The sequence below is a fragment of the Haladaptatus litoreus genome (genome assembly GCF_900156425.1).
Classification (GTDB): domain Archaea; phylum Halobacteriota; class Halobacteria; order Halobacteriales; family Haladaptataceae; genus Haladaptatus; species Haladaptatus litoreus.
Window position 1 is genome coordinate 769697 of the sequence record NZ_FTNO01000001.1, and the last position, 22450, is coordinate 792146.

28 protein-coding genes are annotated in these 22450 nt (G+C 60.1%); 17 read left to right on the forward strand and 11 right to left on the reverse strand.

Going from position 1 to position 22450, the window contains the following annotated elements:
* The first annotated feature begins 200 nt into the window (after positions 1-200).
* The 3 genes from BW974_RS03925 to BW974_RS03935 all read left to right on the forward strand — a co-directional run bounded on the left by BW974_RS03925 (position 201) and on the right by BW974_RS03935 (position 2638).
* Positions 201-617: a cobalamin B12-binding domain-containing protein gene (locus BW974_RS03925; protein WP_076428162.1), complete on the forward strand. Its 417-nt coding sequence runs from the start codon at positions 201-203 to the stop codon at positions 615-617.
* Complete coding sequence (meaB, locus tag BW974_RS03930; RefSeq protein WP_076428164.1) at positions 614-1612, forward strand: methylmalonyl Co-A mutase-associated GTPase MeaB; 999 nt, start codon at positions 614-616, stop codon at positions 1610-1612. The genes BW974_RS03925 and meaB overlap by 4 nt, the downstream gene beginning before the upstream one ends.
* 87 nt (positions 1613-1699) lie before the next feature.
* Positions 1700-2638: an alpha/beta fold hydrolase gene (locus BW974_RS03935; RefSeq protein WP_076428165.1), complete on the forward strand. Its 939-nt coding sequence runs from the start codon at positions 1700-1702 to the stop codon at positions 2636-2638.
* Here BW974_RS03935 and BW974_RS03940 read toward each other — a convergent pair.
* Positions 2615-2986, reverse strand: coding sequence for a Zn-ribbon domain-containing OB-fold protein (locus BW974_RS03940; protein WP_076428167.1), 372 nt, complete (start codon positions 2984-2986; stop codon positions 2615-2617). The two genes, BW974_RS03935 and BW974_RS03940, sit on opposite strands and share 24 nt — an antisense overlap.
* The gene (locus BW974_RS03945) at positions 2983-4149 is read right to left on the reverse strand and encodes a thiolase domain-containing protein (protein WP_076428169.1); all 1167 of its coding nucleotides are present in this window, start codon (positions 4147-4149) and stop codon (positions 2983-2985) included. Before BW974_RS03945 ends, BW974_RS03940 begins: the two co-directional genes overlap by 4 nt.
* Positions 4150-4415: 266 nt before the next feature.
* Between BW974_RS03945 and BW974_RS03950 the strand changes: the two genes are divergently transcribed.
* Both BW974_RS03950 and BW974_RS03955 read left to right on the forward strand, forming a co-directional pair.
* A complete protein-coding gene (locus BW974_RS03950; RefSeq protein WP_076428171.1) occupies positions 4416-5159 on the forward strand; it encodes a DUF2071 domain-containing protein in 744 nt (247 codons plus the stop codon).
* Positions 5160-5233: 74 nt separating this feature from the next.
* Positions 5234-5923, forward strand: a complete 690-nt coding sequence (locus BW974_RS03955) for a class I SAM-dependent methyltransferase (RefSeq protein ID WP_076428173.1) — start codon at positions 5234-5236, stop codon at positions 5921-5923.
* 94 nt (positions 5924-6017) lie between these two features.
* Here BW974_RS03955 and BW974_RS03960 read toward each other — a convergent pair whose 3' ends face one another.
* From BW974_RS03960 to BW974_RS03975, 4 genes are all read right to left on the reverse strand, one after another.
* A complete protein-coding gene (locus tag BW974_RS03960; protein WP_076428175.1) occupies positions 6018-6284 on the reverse strand; it encodes an HAH_0734 family protein in 267 nt (88 codons plus the stop codon).
* 160 nt (positions 6285-6444) lie between these two features.
* Positions 6445-6885, reverse strand: a complete 441-nt coding sequence (locus tag BW974_RS03965) for a hypothetical protein (protein WP_076428176.1) — start codon at positions 6883-6885, stop codon at positions 6445-6447.
* A gap of 71 nt (positions 6886-6956) precedes the next feature.
* A complete protein-coding gene (locus tag BW974_RS03970) occupies positions 6957-7856 on the reverse strand; it encodes an alpha/beta hydrolase (RefSeq protein ID WP_076428178.1) in 900 nt (299 codons plus the stop codon).
* Positions 7857-7928: 72 nt separating this feature from the next.
* Positions 7929-8837: a twin-arginine translocation signal domain-containing protein gene (locus BW974_RS03975; RefSeq protein ID WP_076428180.1), complete on the reverse strand. Its 909-nt coding sequence runs from the start codon at positions 8835-8837 to the stop codon at positions 7929-7931.
* 169 nt (positions 8838-9006) lie between these two features.
* Here BW974_RS03975 and BW974_RS03980 point away from each other — a divergent pair, with 169 nt between their 5' ends.
* The 5 genes from BW974_RS03980 to BW974_RS04000 are packed head-to-tail and all read left to right on the forward strand — an operon-like array spanning position 9007 to position 11205.
* Entirely contained in the window at positions 9007-9288 is a 282-nt protein-coding gene (locus BW974_RS03980; RefSeq protein WP_049971177.1) for a 50S ribosomal protein L44e, read from the forward strand.
* A gap of 3 nt (positions 9289-9291) precedes the next feature.
* A complete protein-coding gene (locus BW974_RS03985; protein WP_076428182.1) occupies positions 9292-9465 on the forward strand; it encodes a 30S ribosomal protein S27e in 174 nt (57 codons plus the stop codon).
* Positions 9462-10262 (forward strand): translation initiation factor IF-2 subunit alpha, encoded by an 801-nt coding sequence (locus BW974_RS03990; RefSeq protein ID WP_076428184.1) that lies wholly within the window; start codon positions 9462-9464, stop codon positions 10260-10262. Before BW974_RS03985 ends, BW974_RS03990 begins: the two co-directional genes overlap by 4 nt.
* Positions 10259-10441, forward strand: coding sequence for an RNA-protein complex protein Nop10 (locus tag BW974_RS03995; protein ID WP_076428186.1), 183 nt, complete (start codon positions 10259-10261; stop codon positions 10439-10441). The genes BW974_RS03990 and BW974_RS03995 overlap by 4 nt, the downstream gene beginning before the upstream one ends.
* Positions 10442-10446: 5 nt before the next feature.
* On the forward strand, positions 10447-11205 hold the full coding sequence (locus tag BW974_RS04000) for a proteasome assembly chaperone family protein (protein WP_076428188.1): 759 nt from the start codon (positions 10447-10449) through the stop codon (positions 11203-11205).
* A 4-nt stretch (positions 11206-11209) separates the two neighbouring features.
* Here the strand turns inward: BW974_RS04000 and BW974_RS04005 are convergent, their stop codons facing one another.
* Positions 11210-11737, reverse strand: coding sequence for a DUF7344 domain-containing protein (locus tag BW974_RS04005; protein WP_076428190.1), 528 nt, complete (start codon positions 11735-11737; stop codon positions 11210-11212).
* A gap of 220 nt (positions 11738-11957) precedes the next feature.
* On the opposite strand from BW974_RS04005, the gene BW974_RS04010 reads away from it, so the two are divergent.
* Positions 11958-12524: a J domain-containing protein gene (locus BW974_RS04010; protein ID WP_076428192.1), complete on the forward strand. Its 567-nt coding sequence runs from the start codon at positions 11958-11960 to the stop codon at positions 12522-12524.
* A gap of 15 nt (positions 12525-12539) precedes the next feature.
* Here the strand turns inward: BW974_RS04010 and BW974_RS04015 are convergent, their stop codons facing one another.
* A complete protein-coding gene (locus BW974_RS04015) occupies positions 12540-13322 on the reverse strand; it encodes a DUF7839 domain-containing protein (RefSeq protein ID WP_076428194.1) in 783 nt (260 codons plus the stop codon).
* 132 nt (positions 13323-13454) lie between these two features.
* On the opposite strand from BW974_RS04015, the gene BW974_RS04020 reads away from it, so the two are divergent.
* From BW974_RS04020 to BW974_RS04030, 3 genes are read left to right on the forward strand one after another with little or no spacing between them, the layout of a single operon-like run.
* On the forward strand, positions 13455-14471 hold the full coding sequence (locus tag BW974_RS04020; RefSeq protein ID WP_076428197.1) for a hypothetical protein: 1017 nt from the start codon (positions 13455-13457) through the stop codon (positions 14469-14471).
* Between the two features lie 46 nt (positions 14472-14517).
* Positions 14518-15447, forward strand: a complete 930-nt coding sequence (gene artA, locus BW974_RS04025; protein WP_076428199.1) for an archaeosortase A — start codon at positions 14518-14520, stop codon at positions 15445-15447.
* On the forward strand, positions 15434-16120 hold the full coding sequence (locus BW974_RS04030) for a metallophosphoesterase (RefSeq protein WP_076428201.1): 687 nt from the start codon (positions 15434-15436) through the stop codon (positions 16118-16120). Before artA ends, BW974_RS04030 begins: the two co-directional genes overlap by 14 nt.
* Before the next feature lie 12 nt (positions 16121-16132).
* Here BW974_RS04030 and BW974_RS04035 read toward each other — a convergent pair whose 3' ends face one another.
* Positions 16133-17389, reverse strand: a complete 1257-nt coding sequence (locus BW974_RS04035) for an NAD(P)/FAD-dependent oxidoreductase (RefSeq protein WP_076428203.1) — start codon at positions 17387-17389, stop codon at positions 16133-16135.
* Between the two features lie 117 nt (positions 17390-17506).
* Between BW974_RS04035 and BW974_RS04040 the strand changes: the two genes are divergently transcribed.
* Both BW974_RS04040 and BW974_RS04045 read left to right on the forward strand, forming a co-directional pair.
* Complete coding sequence (locus BW974_RS04040) at positions 17507-18697, forward strand: threonine synthase (protein WP_076428205.1); 1191 nt, start codon at positions 17507-17509, stop codon at positions 18695-18697.
* A gap of 10 nt (positions 18698-18707) precedes the next feature.
* Positions 18708-18890, forward strand: coding sequence for a hypothetical protein (locus tag BW974_RS04045; RefSeq protein WP_076428207.1), 183 nt, complete (start codon positions 18708-18710; stop codon positions 18888-18890).
* A 139-nt stretch (positions 18891-19029) separates the two neighbouring features.
* On the opposite strand, the gene BW974_RS04050 is transcribed toward BW974_RS04045, so the two are convergent.
* Complete coding sequence (locus tag BW974_RS04050; protein WP_076428209.1) at positions 19030-20178, reverse strand: pyridoxal phosphate-dependent aminotransferase; 1149 nt, start codon at positions 20176-20178, stop codon at positions 19030-19032.
* Complete coding sequence (ribH, locus tag BW974_RS04055; protein WP_076428211.1) at positions 20175-20579, reverse strand: 6,7-dimethyl-8-ribityllumazine synthase; 405 nt, start codon at positions 20577-20579, stop codon at positions 20175-20177. Before ribH ends, BW974_RS04050 begins: the two co-directional genes overlap by 4 nt.
* An 81-nt stretch (positions 20580-20660) precedes the next feature.
* On the opposite strand from ribH, the gene BW974_RS04060 reads away from it, so the two are divergent.
* The gene (locus tag BW974_RS04060; RefSeq protein WP_076428212.1) at positions 20661-22412 is read left to right on the forward strand and encodes a flippase activity-associated protein Agl23; all 1752 of its coding nucleotides are present in this window, start codon (positions 20661-20663) and stop codon (positions 22410-22412) included.
* The last annotated feature ends 38 nt before the right edge of the window (positions 22413-22450 follow it).

A 22450-nucleotide genomic window follows, 5' to 3' on the forward strand; every position in this document is an offset into this window, starting at 1 on the left:
CACAGGCCTTCGGCGGTGAATGCCTCAGGCCTGTGCCAGCGCGCGCCGTAATTTTTTGTCGATTTTGCGTAATGAATGTTCGTCCAGTCTGCGCGAAATCTGCACTGCATTCATTCTCACAACTCGACTTGCGGTTTAACAACTACGCTTTCACATGTATTTCCGTTAAAGTGAAACCTGAACGCGGGGAAGGGGTGTGTATGAGCGCAGATCAGGAATCGCAGTCGATTCGCTGTCTCGTCGCAAAAGTCGGTCTCGACGGTCACGACCGCGGCGCACACGTCATCGCCCGCGCCTTCCGCGACGCCGGATTCGAAGTCATCTACTCGGGACTCCACAACGCCCCCGACGAAATTGTACAGGCCGCAGTGCAGGAGGACGTGAACGTTCTCGGGATTTCGATTCTCTCGGGCGCACACGACACGCTCGTCCCGAAAATCGTCGATGGGCTGAAAGAGTACGACGCCTTCGAGGACACCCTCATCCTCGTCGGCGGCGTCGTCCCCGACGACGACAAAGAAGAACTCAAGAAACTCGGCGTCGCGGAGGTGTTCGGTCCGGGCACGCCGATGGAAGAGACTATCGAGTTCGTCCGCGAAAACGCGCCCGAACGATGAGCGCGAAGCACGTCGACCTGTTGGACGAACTCCTCGCCGGAAAACACCGCGCGCTGGCCCGCGTCATCACGAAAATCGAGAACCGCGACCCGGGATACAGAGACCTCGTTTCTGAACTCCACGGCCACACCGGGAGCGCCGACGTTATCGGCGTCACCGGCAGTCCCGGCGCGGGGAAATCGACCCTCGTGGACAAGGTGGCGAACTACTACCGCAACCGCGGCGAGACGGTGGGCGTCATCGCAATCGACCCCTCTTCACCCTTCACCGGCGGGGCCGTCCTCGGCGACCGGATTCGTATGGCCAGCAACGTCGGCGACATGGACGTGTTCTTCCGGTCGATGAGTGCCCGTGGCAGTCTCGGTGGCCTGTCCACCGCGACGACGGACGCCGTGAAAGCTCTCGACGCCTTCGGCAAGGACAAAATCATCGTGGAGACGGTCGGCGCGGGCCAGAACGAAATCGACATCGTGAAAACCGCAGACACTGTCGCAGTGCTGGTACCGCCCGAAAGCGGCGACAACGTCCAGATGCTCAAGGCGGGCATCCTCGAAATCGCGGACGTGTTCGTGGTGAACAAGGCAGACCTCCCCGGTGCCGACCGCGCCGTATCCGACCTCAAAGAGATGGTTCACATGCGCGGCGACGAACCGACGCCGGAGTTCGGGGCCGACGTGGAAGGCTACGACTGGACGCCGGAAGTCATCGAGACGGTTGCGAAGGAAGGAGAGGGCGTAGAAGAGTTCATCGACCTGCTCGACGAACACCACGAACTGCTCGAAGAGACAGGCATGCTCGACGCGAAAGCCCGCACGCGCTACGCCGAGGAAATCCGAGCGCTCCTGCGCGAGGATGCGAACCGACTCGTCACCGAGGAAATCGAGTCACACGGCGGCATGGCGGAACTGGTCGAAGCCGTGTACGAGCGTGAAACCGACCCCTACTCGGTCGCCGCCGATGTAATCGCACCTATCGAAGATTGCGTACACGACTGACTCCGCAGACGCGGTTGAGAATGACTGTCTCGGACACCACTGATTTCTGGCACAACGGATAAACCAATCCGGCCCGCCTGTCTACGTATGAAACTTAGCCGACTCGCCGCAGGGGCGGCAGGCGGAATCGGACTGACCGCGCTCGTCAACAAGACGCTGTCACAGCGTGCCGAACCGCTGGAACCGCCGTTGGAGGGCTATCAGGGAACGTATCGGTGGAAAGGATTCGACATCGCCTACACCGAGGCGGGCGACCCGGACAACCCGGACGTACTGCTCCTGCACGGTCTGCATGCTGCGGCGACGAACAAGGAGTTCGAACAGATTTTCCAGCAACTCGCCACGCAGTACCACGTCATCGCGCCCGACTTGCCGGGATTCGGTCGTTCCTCGCGTCCGCCGATAGATTACTCGGCGTCGCTTTACATCTCGTTCGTCACGGATTTCGCAAAAAACATGACCGATGATGCAATCTGTCTCGCGTCGTCGCTTTCGGGTGCCTACGCGACTATCGTCCAGAACGAGACGGACGCGTTCTCGCGGTTGGAACTCATCTGTCCCACCGCCAACACCGGGCCACGACGAGGATGGCTCCGGATGCTCCTGCGCTCGCCACTGCTCGGCGCCGCGCTGTTCAACGCCCTCGCCAGCAAGCGGTCGATTCGGCGGTTCAACGAGCGCGACGGCTACTTCAGCGAAGCGTCGTACACCGAGAAAGACGTCGAGTTCGAGTGGCAGACGGCCCACCAACCCGGTGCGAGATTTGCGCCCGCGTCGTTCGTGTCGGGTCATCTGAATCCCGACACCGACCTCGGCGAGGAACTCGCGCAGGTGGACGTTCCGGTATCCTTGGTTTGGGGTCGAGACGCGAAAGTCACGCCGCTCGACTACGGCGAACAACTCGCGGATGAAGGAGACACGCGCCTCATCGTCTTCGACGAGGCGCGACTGCTTCCGCACGTCGAACATCCCGGCCCGTTCTTGGACGTGCTGTTCGACGAACTAGCGCCGCTCGAACCGCAGTAGTCGGTCGCCGGTCGTTTCCGATTCGCCGATTTTTGCGCTGACTTCCGTACCGACTTCCACGTCGTCGTCAGTTACGCCGGTCAGTCGCACCGGCCCGAAATCCACGACTGCTGTCGTGTACGGCGCGTCCTCCGCAAACGACGGTGCCGGAACGTGAACCATGGTGTAGGTTTCGATGGTTCCGGTTTCCGGAAGCGGGGTTTCTTCGAGGTCGGTCGCGCCACACTCTGGACAAATTCGACGCGGTGGAAGCGACCCGTGGCCGTTTCCGCATTCGAGGAAGTACGCATCCCCCTCGGCAATCGCGTCCAACCATTCGTCGTAGCCCGTGTTTCCGTGGTGGCTCATTCTTGCACCTCCAAGACGTGAACAGTCGCACTTGCGACCGTCCCACCCGCGTTGTGCGCCACGCCGGTTTTCGCGTCCGGCACGGCGTCGCTGTTCGGGTGGTCGCCGCGCAGGATTCGCGTCATCTCGACCAGTTGGCTGGTTCCCGTCGCCCCGACTGGGTGTCCTTTCGCCTTCAGGCCGCCGGAGAGGTTGACCGGACGCTCGCCGTCGCGGGTCGTCTCGCCGCGTCGGGCCGCGCCGATTCCCTCGCCGGGGGCGTAGAAGTCGAGGGCTTCGAGCGCGAGCACTTCCGCGATGGTGAAACAGTCGTGAACTTCGGCCACGTCAACGTCGCTCGCGTCGATGCCTGCCTCGGCGTAGGCCTCCTCTGCGGCCTCCTCCGCGGCAGGAGAGCGCGCGAGATGTTTCCTGCCTTGGAGTGCCATTCGGTCGCCGCCCTGTCCGGTTCCCGTGATGGAAACGGGGGCATCCAGTCCGTGTTCTTCGGCGTATTCGTCGCTGACGAGGACGGCCGCGGACGCCCCGTCCGTGATGGGGCAGGCGTCGAACAAGCCGAGTGGTTCCGCAATCATCGGCGCGTCGAGCGCCTGTTCGACGCTGATTTCCTTCTGGAACTGGGCGTGTTCGTTCGGCAGGGCGTGCTCGTGGTTTTTGACCGCGATGTGGGCCAAGTCCTCCTTGGAACCGCCGTACTTCTCGAAATAGGCGCGGGCCATCAGCGCGTAGGCTCCGGGGAAGGTGATTCCGGCCCGAACCTCGTAGAGGTCGTCCGCCGCGATGGCGAGGGCTTCGGTCGTTCCCGCGGTGCCGAGGTTGTTCATCCGCTCCGCCCCGCCGACGAGGATGGCGTCTGCTTCGCCGTTTCGAACGTCTTTGACGGCCTGCCGAATCGCAACTCCGCTGGATGCACACGCGCTCTCGTAGCGCGTGGCGGGTGCGCGAACCCCTGCGGCCTCGGCCATCAGCGGCCCTTGGTGGCCCTGATGTTCCGCCAGTTCGCCCATGAAATTGCCGTAGTAGAGTGCTTCGATGTCGTCGTGGGAGACGTCGCTGTCCGCGAACGCGTGTTCGCTCGCTTCGGCGAAGAGGTCTCTGCCCGTTCGCTCGGGATGCTTCCCGAAGTGGGTTAACCCGACTCCCGCAATCCGAACGCCTGTCATGATTGAACCTACGACCGGCGCAGTTAAGAAAGCCACTCCTTTCGATTTCAGGCCGAAATTGGGTGGGTTTCGTCCGGCGTTTTTCGATTGTTCCTGCCCGAATAGACAGTTTTGAACCGATTTATCTTTCGTGAATGTGCGAATAGATACAGTTCCGCAGTAGAAGTACGGTTTCGGAACCGGACAGGAGTACAGCACAGCGGGTCACTTCTCGACAGGTCTGTTTTGCCACGCCTTTTTTCCGACTCGAATGGCAATTGTTTCACATGCTCCCGACAGTCCGCGGCGTCATCGACCGGCGGATTCTGGTCAACTATCGCGTCGAACCGGAGGTTGTTACGGACGTACTTCCCGACCCGTTCCGCCCGCAGACCGTCGATGGGTACGCCATCGGCGGTATCTGCCTGATTCGACTGCAAAGCGAACGCCCCAATCGCGTTCCGGCGTGTCTCGGCACCACCTCGGAAAACGCCGCACACCGAATCGCCGTCGAGTGGAACGACGACGGCGAACGCGAAACCGGAGTCTTCGTCCCTCGCCGGGATACGAACTCGCGGTTCAACACGCTCCTCGGCGGAACGTTGTTCGCGGGCGACTACCACGAGGCACGATTCGATGTGGACGAAACTGCGGGGCAGAACGAACACGACGGTCGGTACGAAGTTCGGATGGTGAGCGACGACAAAAGCGTCCGCGTCGGCGTTGCGGGCGAACCGACTGATTCGCTTCCGACCGATTCGGTGTTCGATTCGGTCGCCGAATCGTCCGCATTCTTCGAACAGGGGTCGCTCGGCTACTCGCCGAGCGCCGCCGCCGAGGGTGAATACGAGGGTATCGAACTGCACGCGTTCAATTGGGAGGTGACGCCGCTGGCAGTCGATTCGGTGACATCGAGTTACTTCGAGGCGTTTCCGGACGACGCGGTGACGTTCGACCACGCGCTGTTGATGGAGGACATCGACCACGAGTGGCGCGAACGCGATCCTATCTGTACTACGTCCTCGGCGTGAAAACGCACCGTTCTCGAACTCTGTAATCGGGGCAATAGCTTAGTATCCTCTCTGATACTCTCGAACGAGATTAAATGTCCCCAAAATGGTTTATCGACGAAGTTCAGCATGCGGGCAAGGAACACCTTGACCCGTCCCAAGTTGCTCGGTACGACGAGAAGATTCCGTTTGACCCATCAGGAGAAGTGGAAACACTGTTGAAACTCGGACTGGCCGACGAGGATACGGTCGTCGATTTCGGAACCGGAACGGGCGTCTTCCCGGTCGCCGTCTCGGAGCACTGCGACCGTGTCGTCGCAATCGACGTTTCGGAAACGATGGTAGAGGTGGCTCGGGAGAAAGTAGATGATGCGGGCGTCCAGAACGTCGAAATTGTCCACGATGGGGTCGTGCGGTACGAACACGAGGGGAGTCCCGCCTCGTTCGCCTTCTCGAAGAATGCTTTGCACCATCTCCCTGATTTCTGGAAAATCGAGGCACTCAAAACCATCGGTAGCACGCTTGAATCGGGCGGCATACTCAGACTCCACGACCTCGTGTACTCGTTCGACCCCGACGACAGTCACGACGCTATCGAGTCGTGGCTTGAACGAATGGAGCCGACACTGTTCACCGAGGTGGAACTCCACAATCATTTCTCCGAGGAGTTCAGCACGTACGGATTCATCTTCGAATCGATGTTGCAAAAAGCAGGATTCGAAATCCTCGATTCAACGTACCGAGATGGATTTTACGCGGCGTACACGTGCGAGTGGCAGGGCTGAGTGGAGTTTCCAAACAGAGCGGCGTCCGCTGAAGGCGTGACGAAAACAGGAGAAAAACGGAGAGTAGAGACAAGCACTGAATCGCGGTTCAGCCTTAGACCGCGAGTTCGTCGGCGTGTTTGACGATTTCGACCGAATCGGCGTCGATGGCTTCCGTGTCGAGCCAGTGGGGAACGTAGTTTCGCCGCTCGAAATCGTCGCGCTCGTCCTCGGTTCCGATGACGCACCAGAGTTGAGGTTCGTCCGGGCCGTGCCAGTCGCCCTGTCGGGTGACGGAGAAGCAAACCTGCTCTTCGTCGTCGTATTCGATGATGGCGTTCTTGCGAATGCCGGGGTTCCCGTGGATGATGAGCCGCTTCATACCCGACGGTTCGGAAGGCGGCCAATTAAGCGCTTCGAAGGGGTTCACGAACCGAGGTCAGACTTCTGACCGGCAGTCCGGCCTGCCACGACCAGCGGGACGGCGAAGGCCGAGAGTATCGCGGCGAAGAGCAGATTCACGATGGCGACAGCACCGAAAATCACGCCAGCGAGGTCGACGAGAACTGTGTAAGCAGGACGCCGGAACGATGCTCCGCAAAGTTCGGTACCTCGAATCGGATTTCGATTCGCTTCTCGCCGACGACGCTGGCGCTGACGTTCCGAACTTCGTGGTCGAAGACTCGGGCGTCCCCGAGTGCCGTCAAGACCCGTGTATCGAGTTCACTCGGATAGTTTCGGAACCGTTCCACCGTCGTCTCGTTCTCGATACGATTTTGGACGACCCACGTCGAATCACCGTCCTCCGCGACGTGAATCGTCACATTGCTATATTTGACCGGCATATCGCCGTGGTCGCTCGCGGTCATCTCGAACTCGTAGCCACAGACTGGACAAGCGGGAGTGGTTCCGGAAGCAATCGCGGGGGCGACACTGGCAGCAAACAGGAGAACGAGAAGAGCAAGTGGCGCGCCTCGATTCATCACGTAGCGACTCGGCGCGTCGGATAAATGTTTTCTGCTCGGTAGTTCGGTTCGAAAATCAGGACGGATGATTAGCTGTACGACGAATCGTTGGCCATGTGATACACGATTTCGTCCGCGCAGTTGGCCATGTAACCCGAATGGTTCGAACCGACCTGCGAGGTCACGTCGTATTCGTTGTAGTTGCTCGGAACTTCGTTGCCGTCCTCGTAGCCCGTCTCACCGAGCGCGCGGTCGAACTCTCGCGGCCAGTAGAGATTCTGGAGCGTGCTGTCGTCGTCGCTGTGGTAGTTGAACGTGGCGACGGTTTCGTTCAGAATGGCGTAGTAAGTCTCAGACCACTCTTTCGTCGGAGCCTCGTTGTCCTGTGCCGCGCCGAGGAAATGGACGCTGGAGAGCCGATAGTAGGGGTCGTCCCAGTCGGCACTCCGGTCTAAGATGCGGAGTGCGTTCAGCACGACCTGCGCGCCGAGGGAGTGGCACGTGACTCGAAGGTCGCTGTTCGGACACCACGTTTTGTAGTTGAGCGCGAACTGCGCGAGCGCGTAGCCGTTCTTCTGGGCGATTTCTTGGCCGGTGCCGAACCCGCCCCAGTCGGTAGGGTCGTATTTGCTCGGGGCGTTAGAGTCCCACGAGAACCCGACGACTTCGCCGCCGTAGCCCGCGCCGGTCAGGTTGTGGTAGGCTTCATCGAAGTTGTTCAGCGCGCCCTGCTCGTCGTTGTCGTAGCCGTGGACGTGAATCGTCAGTTCGTCGGTGCAGGCGGTGTCCTCGCCGGGGACGGTGCCATTGGTTTCGTAGTCGAACTTCGAGTAACCAGAATTGAGGTCGCCGTCGCCGTTGTAGTGGCCTCTGGTCGAGATGACCGAGTAGCCGTGTGCGGATGCAAGTCCGCTGGTTCCGAGAAGGCCGATTCCGGCGGTCGTCGCTGCTGTGCTTTTCAGGTATCGTCTGCGAGTGAATCGTGTCATTGTGTGCGAGAATGGTGTGAATGGTTCGTTTCGAAAAGTTCGTAATCGAGGCGCTAGGATTTCTCCCGCCGATTAGTCGTAGTACGGGACGTTGTTCATGTGGTAGACCATGTCGTCCCCGAGGTTGTCGAGATAGCCCGAGTGGTCGCTACCGACCTGCGAGGTTACGTCGAACTCGTTGTAGTTCGGGGCGGGCGTGTTGCCGCTCTCGTAGCCGGTTTCGCCGAGTGCTTGGTCGAACTCGATGGTGTTGTACACCCAGCTAAGCACGCTGTCGTCGTGGCTGTGGTAGTTGAACGTCGCCGCCGTCTGGTTAGTGATGGCGTTGTAGGTCGTCATCGACTCCGTGGTCGGTTTTTCGTTGTCCGTCGCCGCGCCGAGGAGGTGCGTCGAGTACACTTCGTGGCCGTTGTTGTTCCACCAGTCCGTCACGTCGAGCGAGCGGAGACAGCTAAGCATCACCTGCGCGCCGAGCGAGTGGCAGGCAAAGCGAAGCGTCGTGTTCGGACAGTAGTATTTGAGATACACGGCGAACTGTGCGAGTTTGACGCCGTTTTGCTGTGCAACGTCTTTCGCCGTTCCCCAGCCGTAGTCGGCGCCGCCGCCGGCGTCGTTGTCCCACGAATAGCCGATAACGGTGCCGTTGTAGCCAGCGGCTTCGAGGTTGTTTTTCGCCGAGAGGAATTTATCCCTCGCGTCCTGTTCGGGGTTGTCGCCCTTCTTATGCCAGCCGTGGATAAACACCGTGAGGTCGTTTACACAGCCGGTATCGACGCCCGGAACGTCGCCCGTCGTGTCGTAGCTCGTCTGGGTTTCGCCGGAAACCAAGTTCCCGTCGTCGTTGAAGTGACCGCGCGTGGAGACGATCGGAATTCCGTATCGCTGTGCGCTCGCACTGCCTGCGCCCGCGCCGAGTGCCGTAAGTCCGACAGCTGTGCCGCCTGCACCTTTGAGGAATCGTCTTCGATTAACGTTTGTCATGGATTGACGACTTCTGTTTCGACACACCCTAACTTGAAAATTTTTATTTTTAAAACAGAATAAAATAAACTCATACAGAGAGATATATAGGCTGCATCCCGTGCTATCGGATTCGAAACCAAACGGGTTTTAAGCACCGGGGCTTAAGTCGTCCGTAAGGTCGATATCTATGCAGATGCCACGACGCTTTAACACGTACTGCCCGCATTGTCACAAACACCACGAGCACGAAGTCGAGAAGGTTCGCAGCGGACGCCGAACCGGAATGAAGTGGGACGCCCGTCAGCAGAAACGCGGCAAAGCCGTCATCGGTAACGCTGGTGGTTTCTCGAAGGTTCCCGGTGGAGACAAACCAACGAAGAAAACCGACCTCAAATACCGTTGCAGCGAGTGCGGCAAGGCCCACCTCCGTCCCGGATGGCGCGCTGGCCGACTCGAATTTCAGGAGTAAATCATGGCAGGAAACTTTTACACCGTTCAGTGTCCGGACTGCGAAAACGAACAGACGGTCTTCAGCAAGGCCGCGAGCGAAGTCAACTGCGTCGTCTGCGGTCACCGACTCGCCTCGCCGACCGGCGGCAAGGCTGAAATCGACGGCGACGTTACAGAGACAGTAGCATCCCGATGAAATACAGTGGCTGGCCCGAACCTGGCGAACTCGTCGTCGGAAAGGTCGATGAGATAGAGGACTTCGGGGTCTTCATAGACCTCGAAGAGTACGAGGACAAACGTGGACTCGTCCACGTCAGCGAGGTCGCCAGCGGCTGGATTAAAAACGTCCGCGACCACGTCAACGTGGGGCAAACAGTCGTCTGTAAAGTGTTCGACGTTGACGAGGGGTCACAGCAGATAGACCTCTCCATCAAGGACGTAAACGAACACCAGCGCAGCGACAAGATTCAGGACTGGAAAAACGAGCAGAAGGCCGACAAGTGGATGTCCCTCGCCTTCGGCGAGGAGATGACCGACGAGCAGTACACGCAGATTGCAAACGAACTGTACGCCGAGTTCGGAAGCATCTACGACGGCTTCGAGCAGGCCGCCATCCACGGTGGGGAAGCCCTCGAAAGCACCGAACTTTCGGACGACGAAATCGACGCGCTCGTCGAAACCGCTCGTGAAAATGTCTCGGTTCCATACGTCAACGTGACCGGCTACGTTGACCTTCGGAGCCCCGGCAAACACGGCGTTGACGGTATCAAGGAGGCGCTCAAAGCCGCCGAAGGGAACGGCGACATCCCCGACGAAGTCGAACTCGACGTGACCTACGTCGGCGCGCCCGAGTACCGTATCAAGGTTCGCGCACCGAACTACAAAACCGCGGAGGCGCAACTCGAAGAGAGCGTCGCCCGCGCCCAAGTCGCCATGGAGGAAGTCGGCGGAACCGCCGACTTCCACCGCGACCGACACACAGACGACGAATGAAATCGGACATCCGGGTGTGCTCCGCGTGGAAGGCAGAGCACGACCGCCCGGTGTACACCCTTTCTGCGACCTGTCCGGAGTGCGGAGCGTCGGCAATCAACAGCGCTCCCGCCCCCTTCGACCCGGCAGACCCCTACGGCGAGTACCGACGCGCTCTTAAGCGGCGCGCCCGCGACTAAGTCACATGGACGAAGTTGACATCGAGATAGTCGCGGATCCGGAACTGGAGTCGCCTGTCCTCGTCGAAGGATTGCCGGGTGTCGGCCACGTTGGAAAACTCGTCGCCGAGCATCTGCTCGAGGAAAAAGAGAGCGAACTGGTTCGGCGAGTGTACTCCGAATATCTTCCGCCGCAGGTGAGCGTCGAGGACGACGGGACGACCGAACTGGTCTGCATCGAACTTTACGCGCTGACGCTCGACGAACAGGACGTGCTCGTTTTGACCGGCGATTATCAGGCACAGGACAACGCGGGTCATTACCGACTCACGAACGCGTTCCTCGACACTGCGGAGGAGTTCGGTGTCGAGAAAATCTTCGCGCTCGGCGGCGTTCCGACGGGCGAACTTATCGAAGAGTACGCCGTGCTGGGCGCGGCGACGAGCACGGAGTTCGTGGACGAACTCGAAGACGCCGGTGTCGAATTTCGAGAGGACGAACCCGCAGGCGGTATCGTCGGCACGAGCGGCCTCCTACTCGGAATGGGTGGCCGCCGCGGATTCGACGCCGCCTGTTTGATGGGCGAGACGAGCGGCTATCTCGTCGACCCGAAAAGCGCGCAGTCGGTGCTCGAAGTCCTACAAGACACCCTCGGCTTCGAGGTCGATTTCGGTTCCCTCGAAGACCGCGCCGAAGAGATGGAGGAAGTCGTCGGCAAAATCGAGGAGATGGAGGCCCAACAGACTGCGGTGGCGTCCGACGACGACCTGCGATACATCGGTTGAACGGCTAAAACAGCGATTTTTCCAGTCCGCTGTAGACGTGGTAGCCCGCGGAGACGACGAGAAAGGTGAGGAAAAACCACGCCCAAAACTGGAAATCGAGCATCTGGATGGAAAACAGTTGGAACTGCGCCGCGAGTAGAACGACGGCTTCTAGCAGACCCAGGCCGAGATAGTACGTCGCCCACGAAACGTCGTGCTGTGGAACGACTTCCATATACACCTCTACCTCTCGAACGCGGTCTTCGAGGGTGAGTTCTTTCGACCGTTGGTCGTACTCTACGATGCCGAGATCGTCCAACTTCGGGAGGTGCGTCTGGTGAAGCGAGACGTAGACGCTCTTTCTGACCTTTCGAGGGGCTGGCGCCTCGTCGGTTTCCAGCGTTGCGATATGCTCCGCGAGGTCATCGACGGTTAACGACCCGCCGGATTCCCGAAGATATCGAATCGCCTCTCTTCGTCTGTCGTTCCGTAAGACGTTGTGAATCTGGCTCTCGTCGAGTTCCTGCTCCGTCTCCGGTTCGGTGAGTTTCATGGCTGGGGACTAACGTGACGTCTTCGGCGATTGCGTTCGGATTCTCGTCAGGGTTCGTTACTCATATAGATAATAACCAGCGGGTATTAACTTTACCATCGTTTCTACACATCTATAGAGAAAGAAACTACCAGAACGCTTTCGTGTCCCTAATCAGATGTGACCATCCGTATCGGATTCGGCGGGGGATTCTTTATTGTCCGAACCCTACACGAGCGTAATGCCCGACTGGTTGGTCACCGGTTTGTGGCTCTCGCTGGCGGTTGCCGTCGTCATCGCCGGAATATTCGTGGTAGGCGCGCGCCTCTTTCCCACGGAACGGGCGACCAACGCAACCTACGTGTTCGGCGAGGGAAAGCGCCGGGTCGAAATCCGCAACTATCTCAGAGCCATCGGCGAAGATTTCGCCGAAGACCATTTCGTCGCGGGCCAACACGTCGCCTTCTATCTGCCGGAACGGGACGTTGCGATTACGTTCGACGCGCGCGCCTTCTTCCGTATCGAGAAATCGAGAACGTTCGCCGTCTTGGTCGAACACGAGATGCCGGGTCACCATCTCGGTGACCGCCTGCCGTTCGAAACGCCGACGCTGGAGCAGGAAGAAGAAGTGGACACGAAACTTGCCGCTTTCGCCATCCTCGGCGTGCCGACGGAAGCGACGCTCTCGGAAATCAAGTCGGCCTACCGCGAGAAAGTGAAGGACGTACATCCCGACCACGGCGGGACACAGGAGGAGTTCCAGCGCGTCCGCGAAGCGTACACGACCGCGAAAAACTACGCTGGATAACGCCGAGACTCGATTTTAGGAAACGTTCGCAACTTCGTATGCAACTCCGGCATCGCGGAGGGCGTCGGTGACGCGTCCGACGCTGTCCGATGTTGCGACGATGACGACATCCTCACCACGTTCTGCGGCCTCGGCGGCGACTTCGCCCGCGGCGAACGTCGTGTCGGGTTCCACGCCCGCAGAGCGGAGTGCAACGACCGCCTCGACGCCGGTTACAGCGAGGACGGGACTGTTTTCGCACGCCTCCGCCAAAGCGTTCGAATCGACGGCTCGACTTCCGCCGGAGCGAACCGGCGGAATCTGATACACCGTTACGCGACCGGGTTCGAGGTCGATGATACCTTCGAACTCCGTGACGCCGACCTCGTTCCCCGATTCCGCGTCCGTCGTGGCGATGCCGGTCGCAGGCCCGGCATCGCCGGGGGTGGCGTGAAGGAGGCCGTCTTCGAGCGAGAGGGTGACGGTTTCGCCCTCCGCTATCTCGGTCGTCGCTATCGCGGCGTCCTCCCCGACGTTGCCGAGAATGTCGTCGGTGACGTGGTCGGCGAACCGACGAACGTCGGTCGCCGACTGCAAGAGCCAATCGACGCCTTCCTTGGTCACGCTGTAGCGCGAGCGACCTTCCTTTTCGACCAGTCCGTCGGCAACGAGTCCGCGAGTGTACTCGCTGACGGCTTGACTCGTGACGCCGACGGCGTCCGCGATTTCACCCTGACTCACCGCCGGTTGACGATCTGCGATTTCGGCGAGGATGCGAAACCGGGTTGCGGCACGCTTGTCATCCAACACGTCGGCCATACCCGCACAGTCGGGCGGCACGATAAAAACACCAGCGGTCAACGGACTTGCGTAACAGGGCGGGTATATTTTCTCCACTCTAGAAATAAATTTTATTATCTTATATGTTGATAGAATTATTGCAGGCGATATATGATGCAAAATAACGACTCAGAACGATTCGACCGACGAGGGTTCATCAAGGGAATAGGCACCGCAGCGGGCGCCATTTCACTCCCGTTGGTAGGGCAGACGCGTGGCCAACGGCCATCCACCGCGCTCCTCACCGCGGCCCCGGACGATTCGATTTCGACTGCCCAGATGCAAGCGGTTCGGCGGCGCGTTCACGAAGCACGAGGCGTCCCGTTCCGGGCCGAAACCGTGCCCGCAGAGGATACCGGGGAGATTGTAGCGTTCGCCTACGGTATCGATTCGGACGGCGTTCCGTGGCAGTACGTCGGCATCGGTGACGACGGTAAAAACGTTGCTCCGCTCAAAGCCAAAGCCGAACGCCGTGCAAACCAGTTCGCTCGCGGTGACTTTCCGCAGAAACAGCGCGCAACGGCGTCGGACGTGACGACCCAAGCGAGTTGGGACCGAATCGTTCACGACGAGAAAGATTACTGCGTTGACCCCTATGGGTGCGTGACGGACAACTTCGACGTGTACCAACTCGCGAGCGACGGCGATGCCTACCAAGACGCATATTCGGTCAAACACGTTTTCGCCATGGAACCGGGCGTGAGAAAGTACAGCAGTGATTGGGAAAACGACGTGGGACGACCACTTCACGACTGGTCTGCCGGTGATATTGGCGGCGAAGACTTAGACGAGTGGGACCCACTCGGAACGCACGATGGGTCACAGACCATCAACGTGAGCATCGGAACGAGCGGCGCGAGTCTCGGATGGAGTTACACACAGCCAGCAGTCACGACCATCGACAGAACCAGCCCGAGCGGGAACTACGCCGAATGGTCGGAGGAGTTCAACACCTCGACTGCCCGGCGAAACACGAACGGCATGAAACCCGGAAGCCGCGCGTGGGTGAACCAGCACAGCAGTGGGAAATATCACCTATTGGATGTCGTCTCCGACGGACAGTTCCAGAACGCGTGGGGAAGCACGCATTCGGTTAAATTCACGTGGCACGTCTACGTCTACGCCTAATCGCGTGAGCGTCAGGTCTATATTACGTGACGACAAGGGATGAACCGTGACCGCAGTCGTACCCCTCGCCCTCCCCGTCCCGTCCGCGGCCATTTCGGACACACTCGCGTGGTTGGTTATCGTATCGTTCGTCGCAACCGCGGCGCTCGAACGATACGACCGCGAAACCGCCCGTACCGTCGGTGCCGGGGCGTGGGTGCTGTTCGGTATCTTCTGGGGCATCCTCTTCCCGCGATTCGCCTTCGAGATGAAGAGTTTCGTGGAGGGCGCGCTTAGCCTTGCAGCGGTACCACTCTGTGTCTACGCGGGCTATCAACTCTACTCCGGACGGGACACGCTGTTCGTCCTCTCTCGCGCAGTCGCGGCGATGGGAATCATCTACGTTCCGTTTTCGAGCGTCGAGTTCCTTCGACAGTGGTTGGTCGAGCAGGTAAGTTTTCAGACGAATTTCGTCATCGAAGCGCTCGGCTACAATCCCGAATTTACGGTTGCCAAGGAGAACGGCTACCACAGCGCCTTCATCTTCACCGACGAGACGGGCCACTCGTATTACACCTACCTCGTGCTCGCCTGCACCGGCATCGGAAGCATGAGCATCTTCGGCGGCCTCATCGCCGCGGTCAAGGCACCGCTTCGCCGGAAACTCAAGGCCTTCGCCGTCGCCATTTCCATCATCTGGGTGCTGAACGTCGTCCGAAACGTGTTCATCGCGCTCGCTTTTGGCAACCAGTGGTTCCAGTACTTCGTCGACCCGATTATGTCGATGGTCGGCTACGCAGACCCCGGCATGGTGTCGTTTTTCATCGCAGACCGCGTGTTGTCCCAAATGCTCGCGGTAGTCGCACTGGTCGCTATCCTCTGGCTGATACTGCGTGACTTACCGGAACTGCTGACGGTCGTCGAGGACGTGGCGTATCTCGTCACGGGCAACGAGTACGACCTCCATCGAGCGGTCAGAACCGATGGAGGACGCTGACTTCGCAGACAGGGCGGTTTTCCTCCCCGAAGCGAACGCGCTCGTCCTCGCAGACCTCCATATCGGAAGGGATGCAACCTCAAGCGTGTCGCTCCCACTCGGCGAACAAGAAGATTTGACCAGCAGGTTCGACGCGCTTCTCACGAAATTTTCACCGGAAGAAGTCGTCCTCGCGGGCGACGTTCTCCACGCCTTCGACAGAATCCCGGAGGAGGCAAAGAAAACCTTCACAGACCTCGAACAGCGCGCTAACGACGCAGAATCCGATTTCGTCGCGGTTCGCGGTAACCACGACAAACTGCTTTCACAACTCGTTGACTGCCCTGATGAGCACCGACTCGCGGACGGAACGCTGGTCTGTCACGGTCACGAGGAATCGGATTCGACTGCCCCACGATATATCATCGGCCACGATCATCCAGCGATAGCAATCGAGGGAAAACGCCGACCCTGCTATCTGTGGGGGCAGGAGATTTTTCGCGATTCGGACGTGCTCGTGCTCCCCGCGTTCACCCGTCTCGCCAGCGGCGCAGTCGTTAACGGAATGCGGGGCAGTGACTTTCAGACGCCGTTCGTCAGCAGTTCGTCTCCATTCCGGCCAATCATCCGCGACGACGAGGCCGACGAGACGTACCGATTTCCCGCGCTCGGGGAGTTTCGGGAGATGCTGTGATTCGAACCGGTATCACAAATCCTCGTACACCGCGCGGGCGGCCTTCCGACCGCTTTCCATCGCGGCGTTGAGCGAGGAGGCTTCCGTGAAATCGCCCGCGAGATAGATCGACTCCTGTTCGGTTCGGTTGCCGGGAAGCGTGTCGAAAACACCCGGCGGTTGGGCGAACTGCGCGAACTCGATTTGGTCGGTGTGCAGTAGTTCGAGGCTCGGAAACGTTCGCTCGGGATACCACTCTCGGAGCGTCGTTTTGACTTCCTCGGCCAATTCGTCGTCCGACTCCTCCGGCATCCCCACAAACGTCGCGGAGAGCAGTTCCCGGTCGTCGGGCGCGTACTCGGGGGCAACCGCAGACAGTGGCACGATTTCGTTCGGCGCGTCGTCCGCGACGTTGAGCAGGATTCGGTTTCCGGCGTCTAACGGCGCATCGTGGGCGAAGTACTGCGTCACACAGCTCCGGGCCTCGGTCGGAATCGAATCGACGCCGGTCAACTCGCGGGCGGATTTCGGGTCGGTCGCCACGATTGCGGCGTCGGCGGTGATGGTTTCACCGCCGACTTCGACCTCGACCTTGTCGCCATTCGATTCGACTGCGGAAACGCCCTCTCCGAAGCGAGTCGTCGCGCCCGTCGCTTGCGCTTTTTCGGCCAACTGCTCGGAAATCGCGCCCATGCCTTCCGCGGGAATCGCGGTTCGGCCTGTTGCGAGCATCTTGAACGTAAATTCGAACACCTTCTTCGAAGTCGAGAGCGACCTGTCGAGCGTGATACCGCCGTAAAACGGTCCGGCGAAGCGGTTGCGGAATTTTTCGGAGAAGCCTCGTTCGCGGAGGTAGCTTTCGATTGATTCGTCTTCCCCCTCGAAAATCTCGTGGTTCGGTTTGCGGGCGAGTTCCTGCCGGAGTTGCAAGGTTCGAACCTTGTCGATGAGGCTCACCTCACGGTTCGTCGCCGATTCGAACAGCGCACGAGGGTCGCGGAAGGGGTCGGCCAGCACCGACCGACTGTCGGGACGGGCGAGCACCGCACCCGGCGAAAAATACCGCAAATCCAGTTCGTCGTAATCGAGTTCGCGCTTTGCGGCGGGATATTCGGTAAAGAGCACCTGAAACCCTCTGTCGAGAAGAAAGCCGTCCCGTTTTCGGGTTCGGACTCGGCCGCCGGCCTCGTCCTCGCGCTCCATCACCTGTACGTTCAGTCCCAACTCGGCAAGGTGACGGGCGGCGACGAGTCCCGCGAGTCCCGCCCCTGCAACGATTACGGTCGTCATGAAGGGTAATCGTTCGTATTGCCTAAACGTCTCTCGGCCTATCTGGTTGGGGCCGACCTAGAAGCAAAAAAGACCGGGGATGAACAGGGCTTAGTGTCCGCCCACGAACCACCGATTATGGAGACGACGGACGCATTCATCGGTCTGACGTGTGTGGACTGCGGCGAGACGTTCGACGCCGAGGTCGGAAGCCATCGGTGTCCCGATTGCGACGGCATCCTCGACCCGGAGTACGACTACGACGCAATCGACCTCTCGCACAGTGACCTCGAATCGCGCCGGTTCGACACGATGTGGAAGTACGAGGAACTGCTCCCGTTCACCCGCGATTCGGCGGTGACGATGGACGAGGGTGCGACCCCTCTCGTGGAATGTCCGAACCTCGCGGAGCAGATGGGCGTCGGGCGCGTTCTGTTGAAAGACGAAGGGCGCAACCCAACCGGGACGTTCAAAGACCGCGGACAGACGATGGCACTGACGGCGGCGGCCCAACACGGCGCGACCGACGTTGCCCTCGCCTCGGCCGGGAACGCGGGACAAGCGGCCGCGGCCTACGCCGCACGAGCGGACATCCAGTCTCACGTCTTCCTCCCGACGCGCGCCGGGTTCACCAACAAAGCGATGGTGAACGTCCACGGCGGCGACATGACCGTCGTGGAAGGGCGAATCGGCGACGCGGGCGCGGCCTACGCCGACGCGATGGAGGATGAGGATTGGTACTCCGTCAAAACGTTCGTCACGCCCTACCGCCACGAAGGGAAGAAGACGATGTTCTACGAAATCGCCGAACAGATGGACTGGGAGGTCCCCGACGCGGTAGTCTACCCGACCGGCGGCGGCGTCGGTTTGGTCGGCATGCACAAGGCCGCAAAGGAATTCAGGGAGTTGGGCCTGACCGACGACCTTCCGGCGATGTACGCCGCCCAGTCTTCGGGGTGTGCCCCAATCGTGAAAGCGTGGGAGGAAGGAACGGACGTGCACGAAGCGTGGGACACTCCAGACACGATTTGCGGCGGTATCGAGATTCCCGACCCCGGCGCGAGTCCGATGATTTTGGACGCCCTGCGCGAAAGCGACGGCGGTGCCGTCGCAACCAGTGACGAGGACATCCTCGACTCCGCCGTTGCAGTCGCCCAGCAGGAAGGCTTGGAGATGGGCGCGACCTGCGCCGCCGCCGCCAGCGGAGCGTGGGAACTCGCCCAGCAGGGCGAGTTCGACGAAGACGACACCGTCGTCCTGCTCAACACCGGAACGGGCAACAAGGACGACGACGTGCTTCGCAGTCATTTGATGGGCATGGGCGTCTAAGTAGAATCGGATGTCCGCATCGGCCCGCAAGAAGGCGGCTTTCGCCCTCGTCGCAGGATTCGTCGTGGTGTTCCCAATCGCGTTCTTCGTGTTCGAATACGACTTCGTACAAAGCCTGTGGGCAGCGATTGGCCCGGCGGTCGGTTCCGCCATCGGCATCTACATCGCCAACCGGTTCATCGTGAACGACTGAGGCGTAGTATTTCGACAAATTCCCCGTTTCGCCCGTAGGTATATATCCGAAACCGGAACCAGAATGGTTCGGATGAATGACTCACTGTGTCTGAAATCAACAATAAACAAAAAATTGCGACGGCTGTTCCGTCTCTCGGCTACAGCAACTCCGCGTCAACCAGTCGCTCGACCGCTTCCTCGATTCGGTCGAGGTCTGCGGCGTAGGAAATCCGGGCGTAGCCGGGAGCGCCGAAGGCGCTTCCGGGGACAGTGGCGACGTAGGCCTCTTCCAGCGCGTCCTCGCACCACTGTTGGTCGTCGTCATCCACGGGGAGCATCAGATAGAACGCTCCGTCGGGCGTTCTGACGCTCACGTCGTGCTGTTTCAACAGCGCGACGAGTCGGTCGCGGCGTTCGTGGAACGCCTCGACCATTTCGCCAACGTCGTCTTTGGTGTTCTGTAGAGCCTCGACACCCGCGCGCTGGACGAAGTTCGTCGCCGAGGAAACCGAGTGCGAGTGGAGTTTCGCGGCCTGCGAGACGAGTTCTTCCGGCGCGGCGAGGTAGCCGAGTCGCCACCCCGTCATGGAGTACGCTTTCGAGAAGCCGTTGACCGTGACCGTGCGCTCGTACATGTCGTCGAACGTCGCCAGACTGGTGGGTTCGATTCCGTAGGTGATCTGCTCGTAGATTTCGTCGCTGATGACGGTCACGTCGTGTTCGACCGCCAAATCGCGGACGCCCTCTAGCGCGGCGTCAGAGTAGACGGCGCCGGTCGGGTTCGACGGCGAGTTGACGATGAGCAGATCGGTGTCGTCCGAGATGGCATCACCGAGGTCGTTGAGGGCCGGTTCGAGTTGGAAGCCATGGGGCGCGAGGTCAACGCGAGTGAGGTCGCCGCCCGCGAGTTTCACCATTGCCTCGTAGGAAACCCACGCCGGATCGAGGAGGACGACTTCGTCGCCGTCGTCCACGAGTGTTTGCACCGTCTCGTAGAGCGCCTGCTTCGCCCCGGGCGTGACGATGACGTTGTCTGCTTCGTACTCCAAGCCGTCGGCTTGGAGTTTCTTTGCGATTTCCTCGCGGAGTTCCGGGACGCCTTTCGACGGCGGATAACCGGTGTGGCCGTCTTCCATCGCGTGTTCGCCTGCATTCACGATGTTCTCGGGCGTCGGGAAGTCCGGTTCACCGACGCTCAGGTCGATAACGTCCTCGCCGTCTGCTTCGAGTTGTGAGGCGAGACTGCTGATTGCGAGCGTTGCACTGGGTTCGACGCGCTGAATTCTGTCTGAAAACTCCATCGTCATTGTAACTCCTCCACGAGGTCGATTGCTCCTTCGACCGCTTGTGCGCCAGCGTGAGTGCGTTCGCGGGCTTCTGCCCCGGACATCCCCGGGCCGATGATGCCGAGCGTGACAGGTTTGTCGCGTTCGAGGCTCACGTCGGTTAGTTTCTGTGTTGCGGCAGTGGCGATGACTTGGTCGTGGTCGGTGTCTCCAGTGACAATCGCGCCGAGAACCGCGACGCCGTCGATTTCGTCCCGCCGGGCGAGTTTGTCTGCCGCGAGGGGCGAGTCGTAGGCCCCCGGGATGTGTAGCGTTTCGGCGATTTCTGCGCCGCGTTCGTCGGCGGCCTCGCGCGCCGACGCCTCCATCTGCTCCGTCACCGACGCGTTGAACTCCGCGACGACCAGTCCGAGCGTTACCATATCTGGCGGAAGGCCAGCGCAACTAAAAGAACTACCGTTCTCCGCAACGCTTGTATCCCTCCTCCGTTTTGAGAGAAAACAATGAGTTCAGGCGAACGCCCGGTTTCCGGGTGGGTGAACCGGAATCGGGGCGTTGCTGACATTCTCGCTATCACGGCGATTTCGCTGGTACTCCGCCTCGTTGCGCTTGGTAACCGGTTCGCTCACTGGGACGAAGCCCGTGTCGGCTATTGGATTCTCCGCTATCAGAAAACTGGCGTGTTCGAGTATCAGGCCGACATTCACGGCCCGTTTTTGGTGCAGGTGAACAGCGTCCTCTTCCAGTTGTTCGGCGCGAGTGACTTCATGGCGCGGTTCCCTGTTGCACTGATTACCGGCCTGCTTCCGCTTGCCGCGTGGCTCTACCGCGACCATCTCCGCGAATCGGAGATGGTCGCCCTCGCGCTCTTTTTCGCCGCGAACCCCATCCTGCTCTACTACTCGCGGTTCATGCGAAACGACGTGCTTCTGGCCGCCCTGATGCTGTTCGCGCTCGGATTTTTCCTTCGCGCACACGCCACCGGAAAAGCGCGCTACCTGTACCTCGGGACGGGAGCAGTGGCGGTCGCATTCACGACGAAAGAAAACGTTTTGCTGTATCTGCTGTCGTGGCTCGGCGCTGGGGTGCTCTTGCTCGACCACCGACTGTTCCTCGCGCGCAACCACGACCGGGGATGGACGGGCGTGTTCGTTGAGCACGCGAGGCAATGGGGGCGCGGTTTTCAGCGGTTTGCGCCGCACGTTCTCCTCTGTCTGTTCGAGTTTTTCGTCATCATCGTCTACTTCTACGCGCCACGGGCACGGGGCGTCGAAGGGCCGGGACTCTGGAAGGCGTTCGGCGAGCCGTCGATGTTCGGCGCGGTCGTCGCCGAGGCGACGCTCGGGTCGTGGGACAAACTCACCCAACAGTGGGTCACGAGTCACGGCCACGCCTATCTGCCCTATTTCGAGCATTTCGTGGGCGTCCTCGAACAGGGTGCGCTCCCAATACTCGTGTTTGCGGTCGTCGGCTTCCTCTCTGCTCGATACGTGAACGAACGCCCGCGTGACCTCGTTTCCTTCGCGTTTTACTGGGGCGCGGTCGGCATTCTCGGCTATCCGCTCGTTACGGACATCATGGCACCGTGGAACACCGTCCACGTCGTGGCTCCGCTCGCCATCCCTGCCGCGGTGGGCGTGGCACTTCTCTACCGCTGGGGCCGGGAAGCCTACGAAGACGGTGACAGAACTGCAACCGCCGCAACTGCGCTTGTTTTCTTGCTCGTCGTCGCGCAGGTCGCGTTTCCGGCGTTGAGTTTCGTCTATCTGCATCCCCAAGATAGGCAGGTTCCGACGATGCTCGGCGGGCAACAGGACAACGAACTCGTCCAATATGGCCAGCCTGCGCCGGGTATCAAACCAACGCTCGAAAAGGTACAGGCAGTTTCGAAGGCGAACCAGCAGGGAACCGACGTGCTGTACTACGGCTACGTGGACGACCAGAGTCAGTACATCTTCTACGTCCCGGACGAAACAGATAACGACTACCTGCGGCCCGCACAAAGCTGGTACAATCGCCTGCCCCTCCCGTGGTATACCGAGATGGCGGACGCAACCGTCGATAGCACACTGAAAAACGAAACGCTCGAAAGCCGACAGCCACCTGTCGTCATCACTCGCACAGAGAAAAAATCCGACGTGGAACCGTATCTGTCCGGCTACGTGGCCCACGACCACGAACTCACGCTGTACGGGAGCGAAACCACGATTTACATCAAGGAGAGCGCGCTCCGAGAGGTGAATCGTGGAGCATAATCGTGCATATTCTTGCGAGGAGTTGGGAAATTTTATAC